General features: G+C 72.6%; 11 protein-coding genes. 1 reads left to right on the top strand and 10 read right to left on the bottom strand.

Annotated features, from left to right (window positions below):
- Nucleotides 1-244: 244 nt before the first annotated feature.
- On the top strand, nt 245-736 hold the full coding sequence (locus JOF41_RS19320; protein ID WP_189227461.1) for an ANTAR domain-containing protein: 492 nt from the start codon (nt 245-247) through the stop codon (nt 734-736).
- Here JOF41_RS19320 and treZ read toward each other — a convergent pair.
- From treZ to JOF41_RS19370, 10 genes are all read right to left on the bottom strand, one after another.
- Nucleotides 685-2,430 carry a malto-oligosyltrehalose trehalohydrolase gene (gene treZ / locus JOF41_RS19325; protein WP_189227462.1) on the bottom strand — a complete coding sequence of 582 codons (1,746 nt, stop codon included), beginning with the start codon at nt 2,428-2,430 and terminating at the stop codon, nt 685-687. The genes JOF41_RS19320 and treZ overlap by 52 nt on opposite strands.
- Nucleotides 2,427-4,601, bottom strand: a complete 2,175-nt coding sequence (gene treY / locus JOF41_RS19330; protein WP_189227463.1) for a malto-oligosyltrehalose synthase — start codon at nt 4,599-4,601, stop codon at nt 2,427-2,429. The genes treZ and treY overlap by 4 nt, the downstream gene beginning before the upstream one ends.
- Nucleotides 4,598-6,721 (bottom strand): glycogen debranching protein GlgX, encoded by a 2,124-nt coding sequence (gene glgX / locus JOF41_RS19335; RefSeq protein ID WP_189227464.1) that lies wholly within the window; start codon nt 6,719-6,721, stop codon nt 4,598-4,600. Before glgX ends, treY begins: the two co-directional genes overlap by 4 nt.
- 47 nt (nt 6,722-6,768) lie before the next feature.
- Nucleotides 6,769-7,113: a hypothetical protein gene (locus JOF41_RS19340; protein ID WP_189227465.1), complete on the bottom strand. Its 345-nt coding sequence runs from the start codon at nt 7,111-7,113 to the stop codon at nt 6,769-6,771.
- Between the two features lie 86 nt (nt 7,114-7,199).
- On the bottom strand, nt 7,200-9,068 hold the full coding sequence (gene malQ, locus JOF41_RS19345) for a 4-alpha-glucanotransferase (RefSeq protein WP_209620989.1): 1,869 nt from the start codon (nt 9,066-9,068) through the stop codon (nt 7,200-7,202).
- A gap of 118 nt (nt 9,069-9,186) precedes the next feature.
- Nucleotides 9,187-10,107 carry a LacI family DNA-binding transcriptional regulator gene (locus JOF41_RS19350; RefSeq protein WP_209624312.1) on the bottom strand — a complete coding sequence of 307 codons (921 nt, stop codon included), beginning with the start codon at nt 10,105-10,107 and terminating at the stop codon, nt 9,187-9,189.
- A 94-nt stretch (nt 10,108-10,201) separates the two neighbouring features.
- Complete coding sequence (locus JOF41_RS38345; protein WP_229796370.1) at nt 10,202-10,750, bottom strand: TetR/AcrR family transcriptional regulator; 549 nt, start codon at nt 10,748-10,750, stop codon at nt 10,202-10,204.
- Nucleotides 10,751-10,852: 102 nt separating this feature from the next.
- On the bottom strand, nt 10,853-11,803 hold the full coding sequence (locus tag JOF41_RS19360) for an LLM class F420-dependent oxidoreductase (protein WP_209624314.1): 951 nt from the start codon (nt 11,801-11,803) through the stop codon (nt 10,853-10,855).
- Nucleotides 11,804-11,874: 71 nt separating this feature from the next.
- Nucleotides 11,875-12,723 (bottom strand): M23 family metallopeptidase, encoded by an 849-nt coding sequence (locus JOF41_RS19365; RefSeq protein WP_229796371.1) that lies wholly within the window; start codon nt 12,721-12,723, stop codon nt 11,875-11,877.
- Nucleotides 12,724-13,183: 460 nt separating this feature from the next.
- Nucleotides 13,184-15,274, bottom strand: coding sequence for a transglycosylase domain-containing protein (locus tag JOF41_RS19370; RefSeq protein ID WP_307867467.1), 2,091 nt, complete (start codon nt 15,272-15,274; stop codon nt 13,184-13,186).
- Nucleotides 15,275-15,412: the final 138 nt, after the last annotated feature.

A 15,412-nucleotide genomic window follows, 5' to 3' on the forward strand; every position in this document is an offset into this window, starting at 1 on the left:
GATTACCCGGTGGGGTCATCCGGAAACCGGTACCTGCTGTTCACCCCGCTCCCCCGCCTCTACTACGGTGATCGTCCACGCGGTTGAAAAGCCAGCCGCAAGCCACCGGGCACCCCCGCCAGGGGTACCAGGGTCAGCGAGGAACAGGCGCTGAGGGCTTGCCGAGCGGGCTCTCTCGCCGCGCCACGTCCCTCGCACCGCTGGCAAGGCTGACCAGTTCCGTACGTGCGAGAGGAGCCCGACCGTGGTCGGGGACATGGGCCAGGACGATTCGCTGACCGCGCGGATCGCCAGCCTCGAAGCCGAGGTGATCGGATTGCGCAACGCGGTGCAGACCCGCACCGTGATCGGTCAGGCCACCGGCCTGATCGCGGCCGTGCAGGGCTGCACTCCCCAGCAGGGGTTCCAGTTGCTGGTGCGCATGTCGCAGCACCACAACGTGAAGCTGCACACCATCGCCGTGAAGCTGATCGACCTGGCGGTCGAGCTGGGGCCGCGCCAGGCCGTGCGCGCGGTGCACCTGTCCGGCGAGTCCAACGGGCGAGCCGAGGTCGTCGACTGGCCGGGGGTGGAGGTGGTGCACGCGGCACGGCAACTGGTCGCGGCCTACGACGCGGCCACCGCCACCTCCGACCAGCGGCCGGAGGTGCGAAGACAGCTGGCCGACCAGGTGACCCTGGCGGGTCAGCTGCTGGCCGAGCGGCTCACCGAGGTCGGGTGGCTGCCGGACAGCTGAACCACGGCGAACGACTCGGCGGGCAGGTGCAGCGACCGCCCGGCGGGGACCACCTCCGCCGAGGCCAGCAGCACCTCCGCAGCCTCGCCGTCGAGCCGCACCTCCGCGGCCCCGCCGAAGTTGCACGCCACCCGCAGGCCGCCCCGGTGCAGCACCAGCACCGGGCCGTCCTGCTCCACCCGGAACCGGTCCAGCCTCGGGTCCGACAGCTCCGGCCGCGCCCGCCGCAGGGCGATCAGCGCGCGGTAGAGCTCCAGCAGCTCGCGGTGCCCCTCCTGGTCCACCTCGTCCCAGCGCAGCGTCGAGCGCCGCGCGGTCTCCGGGTCCATCGGGTCGGGCACCTCGGACTCGCCCCAGCCGTGCCTGCCGAACTCGCGCCGCCGCCCGGTGCGCACCGCCTCGGCCAGCTCCGGGTCGGGGAACGAGGCGAAGAACTGCCACGGCGTGCTGGCCGCCCACTCCTCGCCCATGAACACCATCGGCGTGTACGGGGAGCAGAACACCACCGCCGCGCCGACCGCCAGCTTCGCCCGCGACACCGTCGCCGACAGCCGGTCGCCGACGGCCCGGTTGCCGACCTGGTCGTGGTTCTGCAGGTAGGCCAGGAACCGGTAGCCGGGGACGCGCGCGGTGTCCACCGGCCTGCCGTGGGTGCGGCCGCGGAAGGACGACCAGGTGCCCGCGTGCAGGAACACCCGGCGCAGCGTGGTGGCCAGCTCGCCCTCGAAGTCCGGGTAGTAGCCGTGCGTCTCGCCGCTGAGCGCCACGTGCAGCGCGTGGTGCAGGTCGTCGGCCCACTGCGCGGTCAGCCCGTAGCCGCCCGCCTCGCGCGCGGTCACCAGTCTGGCGTCGTTGAGGTCGGACTCGGCGATCAGCGACAGGGGCCGCCGCAGCGCCGTCGCCAGCGCGTCCACCTCGGCCGCCAGCTGCTCCAGCACGTGCAGCGCGCTGCGGTCGACCAGCGCGTGCACCGCGTCCAGCCGCAGCCCGTCGACGTGGAAGTCGCGCAGCCAGCCCAGCGCGTTGTCGATGACGTAGCGGCGCACCTCGTCGGCGCCCTCGCCGTCGAGGTTGAGGCCCGGCCCCCACTCGTTGCTGCCCGCGAAGTACGGCCCGAACCGGTCCAGGTAGGCCCCGGACGGTCCGAGGTGGTTGTAGACCACGTCCAGCAGCACGGCCAGCCCGCGCGCGTGGCAGGCGTCGACGAAGCGCTTGAACCCGTCCGGGCCGCCGTAGGGCTCGTGCACCGCGCCCCACAGCACGCCGTCGTAGCCCCAGCCCGCGGTGCCGTCGAAGGAGTTGACCGGCATCACCTCGACGTGCGTGATGCCCAGGTCCACCAGGTGGTCCAGGCGCTCGATCGCGGCGTCGAAGGTGCCACCGGGGGTGAAGGTGCCGATGTGCAGCTCGTAGATCACCGCGCCGGGCAGCGCCCTGCCGGTCCAGCCGTCGTCGGTCCACCGGAACGCGCCGTGGTCGTAGACCCGCGACGCCTCGTGCACGCCGTTGGGCTGCCACAGCGAACGCGGGTCCGGCAGCGGCTCGCCGTCGAGCACGAAGGCGTAGTCCGCGCCCGCGCGACCCTCCGCGTCCGAGTGCCACCAACCGCCCTGCCCGGCGGTCATCTCGTGGTCCTGGCCGTCGACCCTCACCTGGACGCGCTCGTGCAGCGGCGCCCACACCGAAAAGCTCACCGATCTCCTCGCACCAGCAGTGCCACGGGGTAGTGGTCCAGCAGCTCGGCCAGCCGGACCGAGCCGGACGGGGCCGACACCGGCCGGGAGGTCAGGACGTCGGTCCACTCCCCCGGCGGCAGCGGCAGCACGGTGTCCCGCCAGCCGCCCGAGCGCGCCAGGCCCACCGGCAGCCTGGTCGCCACCGTGATCAGACCGGTCCGCTCGAACGCCACGGCGTGCTCGGCGGCCTCGCCCTCGGCGCGCACCGGGCGGTAGCCGCGGAACAGCTCCGGCCGCTCCCGGCGCAGCCGCAGCGCGCGGTGCACCACCAGCAGCTTGGCCGCGCCCGAGTCGTCCACCTCGGGCAGCCAGCCCTGCTGGAGGCGGGCCAGCAGCCTGCGCCGCAGCCCGTAGTCCACCGGGCGGCGATTGTCCGGGTCCACCAGCGACAGGTCCCACAGCTCGGTGCCCTGGTAGACGTCGGGCACGCCGGGGGCGGTCAGCTGCACCAGCTTCTGCCCCAGCGCGTTGGACCAGCCGGGCTGGGCGATGGTGTCGACGAACGCGGCCACCTCACCCGCGACCTCGCCGTCGAGCACCCGCGCGGGCCAGGCGTCCACCGCCGCCTCGAACTCCTCGTCGTGGTCGACCCAGGTGGTGCGGACCTTGGACTCCTTGGCGGCCTTCTCCAGGTAGGCGCGCATCCGGTCGGCGGTGATCGGCCACGCTCCCACCAGCGACTGCCAGGCCAGCAGGTTCAGCGACGGCTCGTCGATCGGGTGCGCGGCGGTCCACCGGCGCACCGCCTCGGCGAACTCGTCGGGCACCTCGGCCAGCACCGCCAGCCGCGCCCGCACGTCCTCCGAGCGCTTGGTGTCGTGGGTGGACAGCGCGGTCATCGCCAGGGGCGAGCCCGCCTCGCGGGCGGCGGCCCGGCGGTGGAACTCCGCCACCGGCACGCCGAACCGGTCCGGCGCCCCGCCCACCTCGTTGAGCGCGACGAACCGGGTGTAGCGGTAGAACGAGGTGTCCTCGGTGCCCTTGGCCACCACCATGCCGGAGGTCTGCTGGAGGCGGGTGGCCAGCTCGCCGCGCGGGTCGGCGCGCACCTGCCGGTCCAGCGCCTCCACCGCCGGGCTGGTGCAGCGGCGCACCGCCTCGGCCCAGTCCCGCCCGCCCTCGGGCAGGTAGGACCGGTAGACCGGGAAGTTGACCATCACCTCGGCCACCGCCCGCTCGGCCTGGTCCCGGTCGGGGTGGTCGAGCAGGGCGGCGATCCGGCGCACCTCGGCGCGCAGGATCGAGCCCACCACCAGCTCCCGGCTGGCCCGGTCGACCTCGTCGAAGTCGGTGGGCACGCCCAGCTCCCGCGCCAGCGCGGTGAACGGCGCCTCGCCCGCCGGGTCCACGAACAGCCCGCACACCTCGCGCAGCGCGTCGTAGCCGGTGGTGCCCTCGACCGGCCAGCTCACCGGCAGCGACTCGTCCGCGCCGAGGATCTTCTCCACCACCACCCAGACGCCCGAGCGCTCCTTGAGCCGTCGCACGTACCCGCCGGGGTCGGCCAGGCCGTCGGGGTGGTCCACCCGCAGCCCGGTCACCTCGCCCGCGGCGACCCAGCGCAGCACCTCGCCGTGGGTGGCCTCGAAGACCTCCGGGTCCTCCACGCGCACCGCGGCCAGCGTGGTGATGTCGAAGAACCGCCGGTAGTTCAGCTCCTGGTTGCCGCGCCGCCAGAACGCCAGCCGGTAGTGCTCGTGCTCCTCCTCGGAGTCCTCGTCGCCCGCGAAGGGCAGCAGCAGCGGTCCGGCCTCCCAGTCGATGTCGAAGTACTTCGCGTAGGCGGACTCGCGGCCGTGCTGGAGCACGTCCCACCACCACGGGTTGGCGTCGTCGTGGTCGACGGCCATGTGGTTGGGCACGACGTCGACCACGAACCCGAGCCCGGCCCGGCGCACGGCCCGACTCAGCGCGACCCGCCCGGCCTCGCCGCCGAACTCCTCGCGGGCGCGGGTCGGGTCGACCACGTCGTAGCCGTGCGTGGAGCCCTTGACGGCCTCCAGCAGCGGGGAGGCGTAGAGGGCCCCGACGCCCAGCGCGTCCAGGTAGTCCACCACCGCCTCGGCGTCGGCGAAGGTGAACTCGGGGGTGAACTGCAGCCGGTAGGTGGAGCTGGGTGCCCCGCTCATGCCACGCCCGTCCGCTGCAGCACCACCAGCGACCGCGCGACCAGCGGCAGGGTGCCGCCCGCCGGGATCGGCTCGCCCAGCTCGGGTTGGGTGACCTGACCGGTGGCGGTGTCGATCACCACGGTCCACTGCGGGCCGTAGCCCTCGTCCGGCAGCGTGATGGCGATCTCCTCGTGGTGGGCGTTGAAGGCGATCAGGAACGAGTCGTCGAGCACCCGCATGCCGCGCTGGTCCAGGTCGGGGATGCCCTCGCCGTTGAGGAAGACCACCAGGCAGCGGCCGAAGCCGTCACCCCAGTTCTGCTCGGTCATCTCCTGCCCGGAGGGGGTGAACCAGGCGATGTCGCGCAGCTCGTCGCCGCGCCGGATCGGCCTGCCCTGGAAGAACCGCCGCCTGCGCAGCACCGGGTGCTGCTTGCGGAAGGCGGTCAGCGCGGCGGTGAACTCCAGCAGGTCCCGGTTCTTCTCCGCCAGCGTCCAGTCCACCCACGACAGCTCGTTGTCCTGGCAGTAGGCGTTGTTGTTGCCCAGCTGGGTGCGGCCGATCTCGTCGCCGTGCAGCAGCATCGGCACCCCCTGCGACAGCAGCAGGGTGGCCAGCAGGTTGCGCCGCTGCCGCTCCCGCAGGTCGTTGACCTCCGGGTCGTCGGTGGGCCCCTCCACCCCGCAGTTCCACGACCGGTTGTCGTCGGCGCCGTCGCGGCCTTCCTCGCCGTTGGCCAGGTTGTGCTTGTCGTTGTAGGAGACCAGGTCGTTGAGGGTGAACCCGTCGTGCGCGGTGACGAAGTTGATCGAGGCGAACGGGCGCCGCCCGTCCTCCTGGTACAGGTCCGACGAGCCGGTCAGCCGCGAGGCGAACTCCCCCAGCGTGGCGGGCTCGCCCCGCCAGAAGTCGCGCACCGTGTCGCGGTACTTGCCGTTCCACTCGGTCCACAGCGGCGGGAAGTTGCCCACCTGGTAGCCGCCGGGCCCCACGTCCCACGGCTCGGCGATCAGCTTGACCTGGCTGACCACCGGGTCCTGCTGCACCAGGTCGAAGAACGTCGACAGCCGGTCCACGTCGTAGAACTCGCGCGCCAGCGTGGCGGCCAGGTCGAAGCGGAACCCGTCCACCCGCATCTCGGTCACCCAGTACCGCAGCGAGTCCATGATCAGCTGCAGGGTGTGCGGGCTGCGCACGTTCATCGAGTTGCCCGTGCCGGTGTAGTCCATGTAGTACTTCGGCTCGTCGTCGACCAGCCGGTAGTACGCCTGGTTGTCGATGCCGCGCATGGACAGCGTCGGCCCCAGGTGGTTGCCCTCGGCGGTGTGGTTGTAGACCACGTCGAGGATCACCTCGATGCCCGCCTCGTGCAGGGCGCGCACCATGCCCTTGAACTCCTGCACCTGGCCCGCGCTCTCCGGCAGCGCCGCGTACGCCTCGTGCGGGGCGAAGAACCCGATGGTGTTGTAGCCCCAGTAGTTGCGCAGCCCCTTCTCCACCAGGCCGTGGTCGGTGACGAACTGGTGCACCGGCATCAGCTCCACCGCCGTCACGCCCAGCTTCTGCAGGTGCTCGATGATCACCGGGTGGGCCAGGCCCGCGTAGGTGCCGCGCAGTCGCTCGGGCACCTCCGGGTGCTGCATGGTCAGGCCGCGCACGTGGGTCTCGTAGATGACCGACTCGTTGTACGGCGTCTTCGGCGGCCGGTCGTTGGCCCAGTCGAAGAACGGGCTGACCACGACCGACAGCGGCACGTGCCCCGCCGAGTCCTGGTCGTTGCGCTGGTCGGGCTCCCCGAACGGGTAGCCGAACAGCGACTCGTGCCACTTCACCTCACCGGTGATCGCCTTGGCGTACGGGTCGATCAGCAGCTTGTTGGGGTTGCAGCGCAACCCCTGCTCCGGGTCGTACGGCCCGTGCACCCGGTAGCCGTACTTCTGACCGGGTCCGATGCCGAGCAGGTAGCCGTGGTGGACGAAGCCGTCCACCTCCGGCAACCTGACCCGCGTCTCCTGGCCGTCGTCGTCGAACAGGCACAGCTCGACGTACTCGGCCACTTCGGAGAAGAGGGTGAAGTTCGTGCCGACGCCGTCGTACGTGGCGCCGAGCGGGTAGGGCGTTCCTGGCCAGGGCCGCAACAGTGCTCCTCAAGTCCTACGCGGGGAATCCCTATCCGTTGCAGATATCAGGCTCTGCGGCCGTGCGACCGGACCAGCTGGCCCCGCGCCGCGACCAGCAGCAGCCGGGCCTCCTGGAACTCCAGGTAGCGCAGGTGCTCGCAGGCCGCTTCGGCGCACGCCAGCGCCTGGGACATCGCGTCGTCGGGCACGCCGTCGGCGGCTGCTCTCACCGCGGTGCGCAACGCGGTCTCGGCGCTGTGGGCGCTCTCGATGGGGTCGGTGAGGCTGCTCGGCCGCACGGCGGCCAGCACCCGCTCGACGGCGACTTCCAGCTCGTCGACGGGGTTCTTGCTCATCTGCGCGGGAATCTCGGGCATCAGCCCGGTGCGGGACACCAGGTCGGTGTTCACGGGTGATTGCCACCTCCAACCGTGACGTGGGTGACGTTTGACCATACTGCGCGGGCACGCCGCCTGCGGTGACGTGCTTGTTTCACTCATCCGGAACGCCCGGCCCGCAACGCCGCGGCCGCGGCGCGCACGCGGGGGTCGGCGAAGACCGCTTCCAGGGGGACCGGGAGCGGGATGCGCCAGTTCGGGTACTGGTCGACGGTGCCTGGCAGGTTGGGCTGGCGCACTTCGCCCAGCGCGTCCTGCGGCGAGCTCAGCAGCAGCACCGACGGCGCCTTCGCCAGCAGCGCGTGGAACGCGATGACCAGATCATCGTCGAGCACTCCCTCCTGCCGGAGCAGCTCGACCAACTGGTCTCGTTCAGCCGCGGCGGCTTCGTATTCCCCCTCCGGCGGTCCTTCAAACAACCCCAGTTCGGCTCGCACCCGAACGTGTTCCCCCGCCAGGAAGCCCGCCGCCGTGGGCAGGTCGTGGGTGGAGATGCTGGCCATCGCGGTGGGCCGCCACTTCTCCGGCGGGACCAGCGGCTGGTCGGGCAGGTCGTACTCGCGCTGGAACCACAGCACCGCGGAGCTGAGCATCCCGTGCGCGTGCAGCGCCTCGGTCACCTTGGGCTCGACGGTGCCCAGGTCCTCGCCCACCACCACGGCGCCCGCCCGGTGGGCCTCCAGGGTCAGCACGGCCAGCATCGCCTCGGCGTCGTAGTGCACGTAGGTGCCGCGCTTGGCGGGCTCGCCCGGCGGGATCCACCACAGCCGCCACAGGCCGGCGACGTGGTCGACCCGGATGCCGTCGGCGTGCCGCAGGACGCTGCGCAGCACCGCGCGGAACGGCTCGTAGCCCTGCTCGGCCAGCCGGTCGGGCCGCCACGGCGGCAGGTTCCAGTCCTGGCCGAGCTGGCTGAAGGCGTCCGGCGGGGCGCCCACGCGGACGTCGGCGGCGAAGGCGTCGCGCACCGCCCAGGTGTCCGCCCCACCGGGGTGGACCCCGACCGGCAGGTCGTGCACGATGCCGACCGACATGCCGGCATTGTGGGCGGCGGCGCGGGCGGCGGCCAGCTGCGACTCGCACAGGCGCTGCAGCCAGGCGTGGAAGACCACCCGGTCGTGGTCGGGGGTGGCGGTCGCGGGGTCGCGCTGCTCCTCCGGCCACGTGCGCCAGTCCGGGCCGTGCACCTCGGCCAGCGCGCAGAACCGGGCGAAGTCGCGCAGCTCCCCGGTGGGCTCCTCGGGCTCCTCCTGCCGCCACAGCAGTTCCAGCGCGGCCTTCTTGGCCGCCCACACCGCGTCGTAGTCGATCAGCTCGGTGTCGTTGTCCGGCCGCAGCGCCAGCACACGGGCGCGGGTCCGATCGTCCGCGCGGGCGAACGCGGGCAGGTCGGTGACGCGCAGGTACAGCGGGTTGGCGAAGCGGCGGCTGCTGGGCGAGTACGGGGATCGCTCGACCGGGTGGGTGGGGCTGACCGCCTGCACGGGGTTGACCAGCAGCACCCCCGCGCCCAGTTCGCGGGCCGACCGCTCGGCGACCGCGGCCAGGTCGCCGTAGTCGCCCATGCCCCACGACCCGTTCGAGCGCATCGAGTACAGCTGGAGCATCCAGCCCCAGGTCCTGGGCACCGGGGGCAGGGCGCGCGGCGCGACGACCACGGTCCGCTCGCCCAGCCGGTGGTAGCCCAGGGGAAGCGCCGCGGGCAGCTCGACCTCGCCGCCGTCCTCCAGCACCACCGAGCCCGGCTCGTCGAGCACGTCGCCCTCGCGCAGGACCAGCGTCCGGGGCGCGGGGCGCGGAGCCGCCAGCGCGCGCCGCACCGCTTCCGGGGTGGAGGCGTCGACGTCCAGCTGCGCCAGGACGGCCACCACCACGTCCTCGTCGACCTCGGCCCGTTCCCGGTTGGCGTCCTCGTACCAAGTGGCCACACCATGTGCTTCGGCCAACGCGGCCAGCTCGTCGTTCACAGAGGACAGCTTCGCGTCACCCTTACCCAACCGCCAGTTGGGGTTAGGCCGGTCACCCGATGGTCGCACGAAGTTCAACGGCTGGTGATGCCCCTGTCAGGTGATCACCCGGAGGAGATCATCCGATGTAGGGGCCGGTGGAGTTCCGCACCACCAAGTGCGCCGACGGCGGGCCGCTCTCGACCCGTTCGCCGCGCAGCAGGCCCAGCAGCTCGGCGGCGGCGTGCTCGCCGCGCTCCCGCCACGCGCCCTCCACCGCGGTCAGCCCGACCGCCCGCGCCAGCTCCGGCCCCTCCAGGCTGACGATCGACACGTCGGCGGGCACCTCGCGGCCGTCCCGGCGCAGCCGCAGGAACAGCCCCAGCGCGACCTCGCCGCTGGAGCTGACCACCGCGGTGGGCAGCCTGCCGCCGTCCAGCAGCGCGTCCACCACCTGCTCACCGCCCACGACCGTGGGCGAGGACCACACCGTCCACTCCGGGCGCACCGCCAGCCCCTCGGCGACCAGCACCTCGTCGTAGGACTCGTCCACGCCCTCGGCCAGCACCAGCGCGACGTCCCGGTGCCCCAGCCCGATCAGGTGCCCCACCGCCAGCCGCAGCGACTCGCGCAGGTCGTCCTCGGGCACCCCGACCACCGGCACGCCCACCCCGTCCAGCGCGGCGCGCTCGTCCTCGCTGAGGCGGACCGCCAGCGCCAGCACGCCGTCCACCCGGCGCCCCAGCGGCACGTCGTCGAAGAACCGGGCGCGGGCCTCGGCGTCGTGCAGCACGTACAGCAGCACGTCGTACCCGGCCTGCCGCAGCGCGCTCTCGGCCCCGGCGAGCAGGTCGCCCCGCCCGACGTCGGCGGTGAGCACGGCGACCGCGTAGCGCCGCCCGCCCGCCAGGCTGGAGGCGTCGCGGGCGATGGCGTAGCGCATCCGCTTGGCCACCTCGGTGACGTACCGGCGGGTCGCCTCGGACACCCCCGGCTCCCCGCGCAGCGCCCGCGACACCGTCGCCGCGGACACCCCGGCGGCCCGCGCCACGTCGGACATGCTCGTCAACCCACACCTCCTGGCCTCACCCGAGGGTAGCGACGCGGGTGGCGCCCCCCTCGCGGCGACACCGGCAAGCGCTTGCGCATGGTCTTCACGCGGGACGCAGGGCGGCGAGCACGAAGTCCGCGATCTCCTCGCCCAGCCGCGTGGGCGACTTGGCGCCGTCGGGCCGGTACCAGGTGGGCAGCTGGTTCACCACGCCCAGCGCGATCAGCACGACGGTCTCCGCGGGCACGGCGGAGCTGAACTCGCCCGCGGCCTGGGCCCGCTCCACCACCGAGCGGAACGCCTCGTGGTAGCGCCGCCGCTCGGCCCGGAAGGCGGCCCGCCGCTCGGCGCCGAGCCGGTGCGCCTCGCGCAGGAACACCACCGTCTCGTCGGCGCTGTCCGCGGTGGTCTCCACCAGGCTGACCAGGACCAGCCGCACGGTGGTCGCCGGGTCCAGGCCCAGCGCCAGCACCCGGCGCAGGTCGGCCACCTGCCTGTCCAGCAGCGACCGGTAGATCTCGAACAGCAGGTCGTCCTTGGACCCGAAGTGGTGGTAGAGCGCGCCCTTGGTGACCGAGGCCGCCTCGACGACCTGCTGCACGGTGGTCGCGTCGAAGCCCTGGGCGGCGAACAGCCGCACCGCCGCGCGCACGATCCGCGCGGCGGTGGCACTCCGATCCGGTCCGGCGCGATCGGGTGCGGCGCGATCGGGTCCGGCGGGGTCAGGCGCCCGGCGCGATCGGGTCCGGCGGGGTCAGGCGCCCGGCGCGAGACCACGGGCCAGCTCCAGCGGGTCGGCCCCGGTGGGCAGCAGGGCGACGATCGGGGTGTCCACGCCGTTGGCGACGTACCGGGCGACCCGCTCGCGGCAGGCGGGCAGGCTGCCGTGCACGACCAGCTCGTCGACCACCTCGTCGGGGACCAGCGCGCCCGCACCGCGCCGGTCCCCGGCGGCCCACGCCTCGTGCATCGGCCGCAGCGCCTCGCCCCGGCCGAGCCAGTCGTGGAACGCCGCGTAGGCGGGCACGGTCAGGTAGGTGCTGATGAGCATCCGCCCGAGCGCCCGCGCGGCGTCGGCGTCCTCGGTGGGGCAGACGAAGATCCGCGCGGCCAGCTCGGCCCGGCCCAGCTCGGCCCGCACCCTGGGCACGTCGTCGGCGCCGAGCCAGTTGGTGATGGCGCCGTCGGCCTCGCGCGCGGCCAGCCGCAGCATCCCCGGCCGCAGCGCGGCGAGCATGATCGGCACCGGCTGCTGGGGCACGCGTTCGAGCCGGAACCCGCGCACCGAGAAGGTCTCGTACTCGTGGTCGACCTTCTCGCCCGCCAGCGCGGCCTTGAGGAACCGCAGCGTGTCGCGGGTGCGCTTGAAGGGCTCGGTGAACTCGACGCCGTTCCACCGCCGCACGATGGCGGGCGAGGAGGAGCCGATGCCGAGCACGAACCGCCCGCCGGAGACCTCGGCCAGTGTGGCCGCTGTCATAGCCATCGTCGCGGGTCCTCGGGTGTAGACCGGCGCGATCGCGGTACCCAGTCGCAGGGAGCCCGACCACTGGGCGGCCAGCGCGAGCGGGGTGAACGCGTCGGTGCCGCTGGTCTCCGCCGACCACACGTCGGTGCAGCCGAGGTCGGCCAGCTCGGCGACCAGCTCGCGGTGCTCCAGCACCGGCACGCCGGTCAACGGCAGGGTGATGCCCCAACGACCCACGATCGCCTCCCGAGGTTCGGGGGTCACCGTACCTCAGGTACCGACCGGTCGGTATGACGTCCGGGACGGGGTCAGAGCGAGATGCCGCGCTGGTTGAGCCAGCCGATCGGGTCGATCTTCTGCGAGCCGCCGATCCAGACCTCGAAGTGCAGGTGCGGACCGGTGGACTGGCCGCGGTTGCCCATGGTGGCGATCTGCTCGCCCGCCTGGACCCGCTGACCGCGCGCCGCGGTGATGGTGTCGACGTGGCCGTAGACGGTGATCGTGCCGTCGTCGTGCTGCACCCGCACCCACAGGCCGAAGCCGCTGGCCGGACCCGCCTCGACGACCACGCCGTCCATCACCGACAGGATCGGGGTGCCGATGGCGTTGGCGATGTCGACGCCGTAGTGCGTGGTGCCCCAGCGGGCGCCGAAGCCGGAGGTGAACTGGCCCTGGGCGGGCTTGACCGCCGTGGGCCTGCTGGCGGTGCGGGGGGCCTCGGCGGGCCGGGCGACCTGCTCCGCTTCCTTCTTCTTGGCCTCTTCCTCGGCGGCGGCCCGCTCGGCGGCGACGCGCGCCTCCTCGGCCTTCCTGGCCTCTTCGGCTTCCTGCTGCTTCTTCTGCTCGGCCTGCCGCGCGGCGTAGCCGTCGGCCGCGTGCCTCATGGCCTCGTCGACGTGCTGGCGGGCGTAGAGGGCCTCGGTCCGCAGGAGCTTCGCGGCCTCCAGGCCGGGCTCGATGGCGTGGACCGTCCTGGCCTGGTAGCCGGCGGGGACGCTGGTGCTCTCGGCCGCCAGCGCCGCCGCGAAGTCCGCGCCCGCCGCCAGCGGGACGCCGGTGGTGCCCGCGCCCTGCGCCACGCCGACGCCGCCCGCCAGCGCGCTCGCCGCCACGACGGCGGCCGCGACCCGGCCGGTCAGGGGGGACTTCTCCGCCACGCGGTGCGCGCCGCGCTGGCCGTCGCACTTCGGGGGAGCGACGAACGCGCTTCGACCGCGGGCTGTTGAATGCCGTGCCACTGCTGTGCCTTCCTGCCTCGGGGAGCCCGGGCCGGGGACGCTGGCGGGGGAACCAGGTGGCGCCGCTTTCGGGGAGCGACGACGTGTCCCTTCGGTGACCGAACCGTAACTTGCGGCCGGAAACGTAACCCCACGTGACGGCGAAAGGCAAGAGCTAGCCCCCGAAGTGCGACAATCGGTGAGAAAGCCCACTGTTTATCACTCTAAGTGATCATAGACCGGGACGTCTCGATAAAGGGCCGTTATCTTCGCAGGTCACCGAGGCGCGGGGGTGGTTTCGGACGGTGGCGTCCGGGGCATCCGGGCGGGTTGGGCCGCAACGCGACCGGGGCCGGAACCCAGCTGGGTTCCGGCCCCGGTGAGCGGGTCTTCGTCGAGGTCAGCGGTACTGCGGAGACGCCTCCGGCAGGGGCTTGGCCTCCAGGCCCTTCCCGTCGTGGATGGCCTTCATCGCGTTGAACCAGGTCGGCGCGGCCACGTCGCCACCGGTGACCCCGGTGCCGCTCCGGCCGCACAGGTACGGCGGGTTGCCGGGGCAGATCACCTGCGGGGCCACGCCGTCGGTGAAGGTCAGCACCGCGCCCGCGTACTGCGGGGTGGCCCCCATGAAGCCCACCGACCAGTGGTCCTCGGTGGTGCCGGTCTTGCCCATCATCGGCCGGTTCCAGCCCGTCCTGGACGCCGCGCCCGCCGCCGTGCCCCCCGGCTTGGTGTCCGCGCTCATGCCCACCACCAGGCTGTTGGCCAGCTCCGGGGCCACCGCCTGCTCGCAGGGCAGCTCCTTGAGCTGCACCGGCTTGCCCTCCCGGTCGATCACCTGCTCCACCGGGGTCGGCGGGCACCAGGTGCCGCCGCTCATCAGCGTGGCCGCCACGTTGGACATCTCCAGCACGCTGGTCGGGCCCGCGCCCAGGGTGAACGAGCCGCTGTTGTCGCGCTTGTACTGGTCGCCCTGCGAGGGGCCGTTGGAGCCGTCGGCCTTGAGCGGCTCGCCCTTGGCGTTGACCCCCTGCATCGACTCGCGCAGACCCAGCCGGTAGGCCATGTCCACGACGTTGTTCAGGCCCGCCTTCTCCTCCAGGATGATGAAGCCGGTGTTCGGGGACGTCGCCAGCGCCTCCGTCAGCGTCATCCGCTCCTTGTAGTTGTCGGAGTAGTTCTTGACCGTGTAGCCCTTGTTGCCGTCCTTGTAGACCCGCGAGGTGTAGGTGCGCGGCACCTCGATCATCTGGTCGATGCGGGCGACGCCCTTCTCCAGCGCCGCCGCGGCGGTGAACACCTTGTAGATCGACCCCGAGCCGAAGCGGGTCACCTCGGCCGGGATGGAGTAGGCGCTCTGCCCCGCCTCGGCGTTGTTGCCGAAGTCGCGGTTGGCGGCCAGCGCGCGCACCCGGTGCTTGTCCGTGCCGGGCTGCACGATCGCCATGGCGTTGGCGATGCCGGGCGCGGTCTTGGGCACCTGGTTCTCCGCCGCCTGCTTGGCCGCCCTGGTGGCGTCGGGGTCCATCGTGGTCCGGATCGTGTAGCCGCCCTTGAGCAGCTCGTCGGTCGACAGGCCGACCTTGTCCAGGTAGTCCACCAGGTAGCGGCAGAAGAAGCCGTACACCGGGCCGTCACCCGCGCCGACGCAGCCGTTGGGCAGCAGGTCCAGGTCGGGCACCACGCCGATCTCGGTGGCCTTGTACTCCTCGGCCTTCTGCTCGGCCACCGCCGGGTCGTCGCCGAACGCGCCGTTGTCGCGCATCGCGTCGATCACCGTGTTGCGGCGCTTGATCGCCGCTTCCGGGCCCGCCTCGGGGTTGAGCGCGCTGGGTCGGTTGACCAGGCCCGCCAGCAGTGCGGCCTGCGGCACGGTGAGCTTGTCGGGGGTGGTGTTGAAGTAGGTCGCCGCGGCCGCGCCCACGCCGTAGGTGCCGTTGCCGAAGGGGACGATGTTGAGGTAGCCGGCGAGGATCTCGTCCTTGGTCATCGTCTGCTCCAGCTGGGTCGCGATCCGCGCCTCGCTGATCTTGCGGCCCAGGCTGACCTCGGTGGCCTTCTCGTAGGCCTCCTCCGAGCCCTGGCCCACCACGAACGCCAGGTAGTTCTTCACGTACTGCTGGGTCAGCGTCGAGGCGCCCTGCGAGGTCTCGCCGTCCACGCCCGCCTTGGCCGCGGCGCGGGCGATGCCCTGCCAGTCCACGCCCTTGTGCTCGTAGAACCGCTTGTCCTCGATCGCGATGATCGCCGCCTTCATGGTGTCGGCGATGTCCTCGAAGGCGACCGGGATGCGGTACTGGTCGTAGAGGTAGGCGATGGGCTGGTCGTTCATGTCCAGCACCGTGGTCACCAGCGGCAGCTCGGCCTTGGCCAGCTCACCGGAGGTCTGGTCCACGGTGTCGGCCGCGCGGTTGGAGGCCAGCCCGAGGCCGCCCACGACCGGGAACAGCAGCGCGGCGACGAGCACGCCCGCCGTCAGGCACAACCCCACCAACTTGACCAGACTTGTCGCGCGCGCGGCGAACACTGAACCAGCAACCCCTTCCGGACCGGCGGGACCCGACGCCCCCACCCAATAAAGTCGTCCGAGATCGCTTCGGGTTGCCTGGAGTCGGCAGTTTTCTCCCAG

The organism is Saccharothrix coeruleofusca (assembly GCF_017876325.1).
GTDB classification, from domain to species: Bacteria; Actinomycetota; Actinomycetes; order Mycobacteriales; family Pseudonocardiaceae; genus Actinosynnema; species Actinosynnema coeruleofuscum.

Excerpts from the sequence above, each read along its gene's own strand:
- treY (WP_189227463.1), bottom strand. The coding sequence starts at position 4,601 with ATGAGCGGGGCACCCAGCTCCACCTACCGGCTGCAGTTCACCCCCGAG.
- JOF41_RS19350 (WP_209624312.1), bottom strand. The coding sequence starts at position 10,107 with ATGTCCGACGTGGCGCGGGCCGCCGGGGTGTCCGCGGCGACGGTGTCG.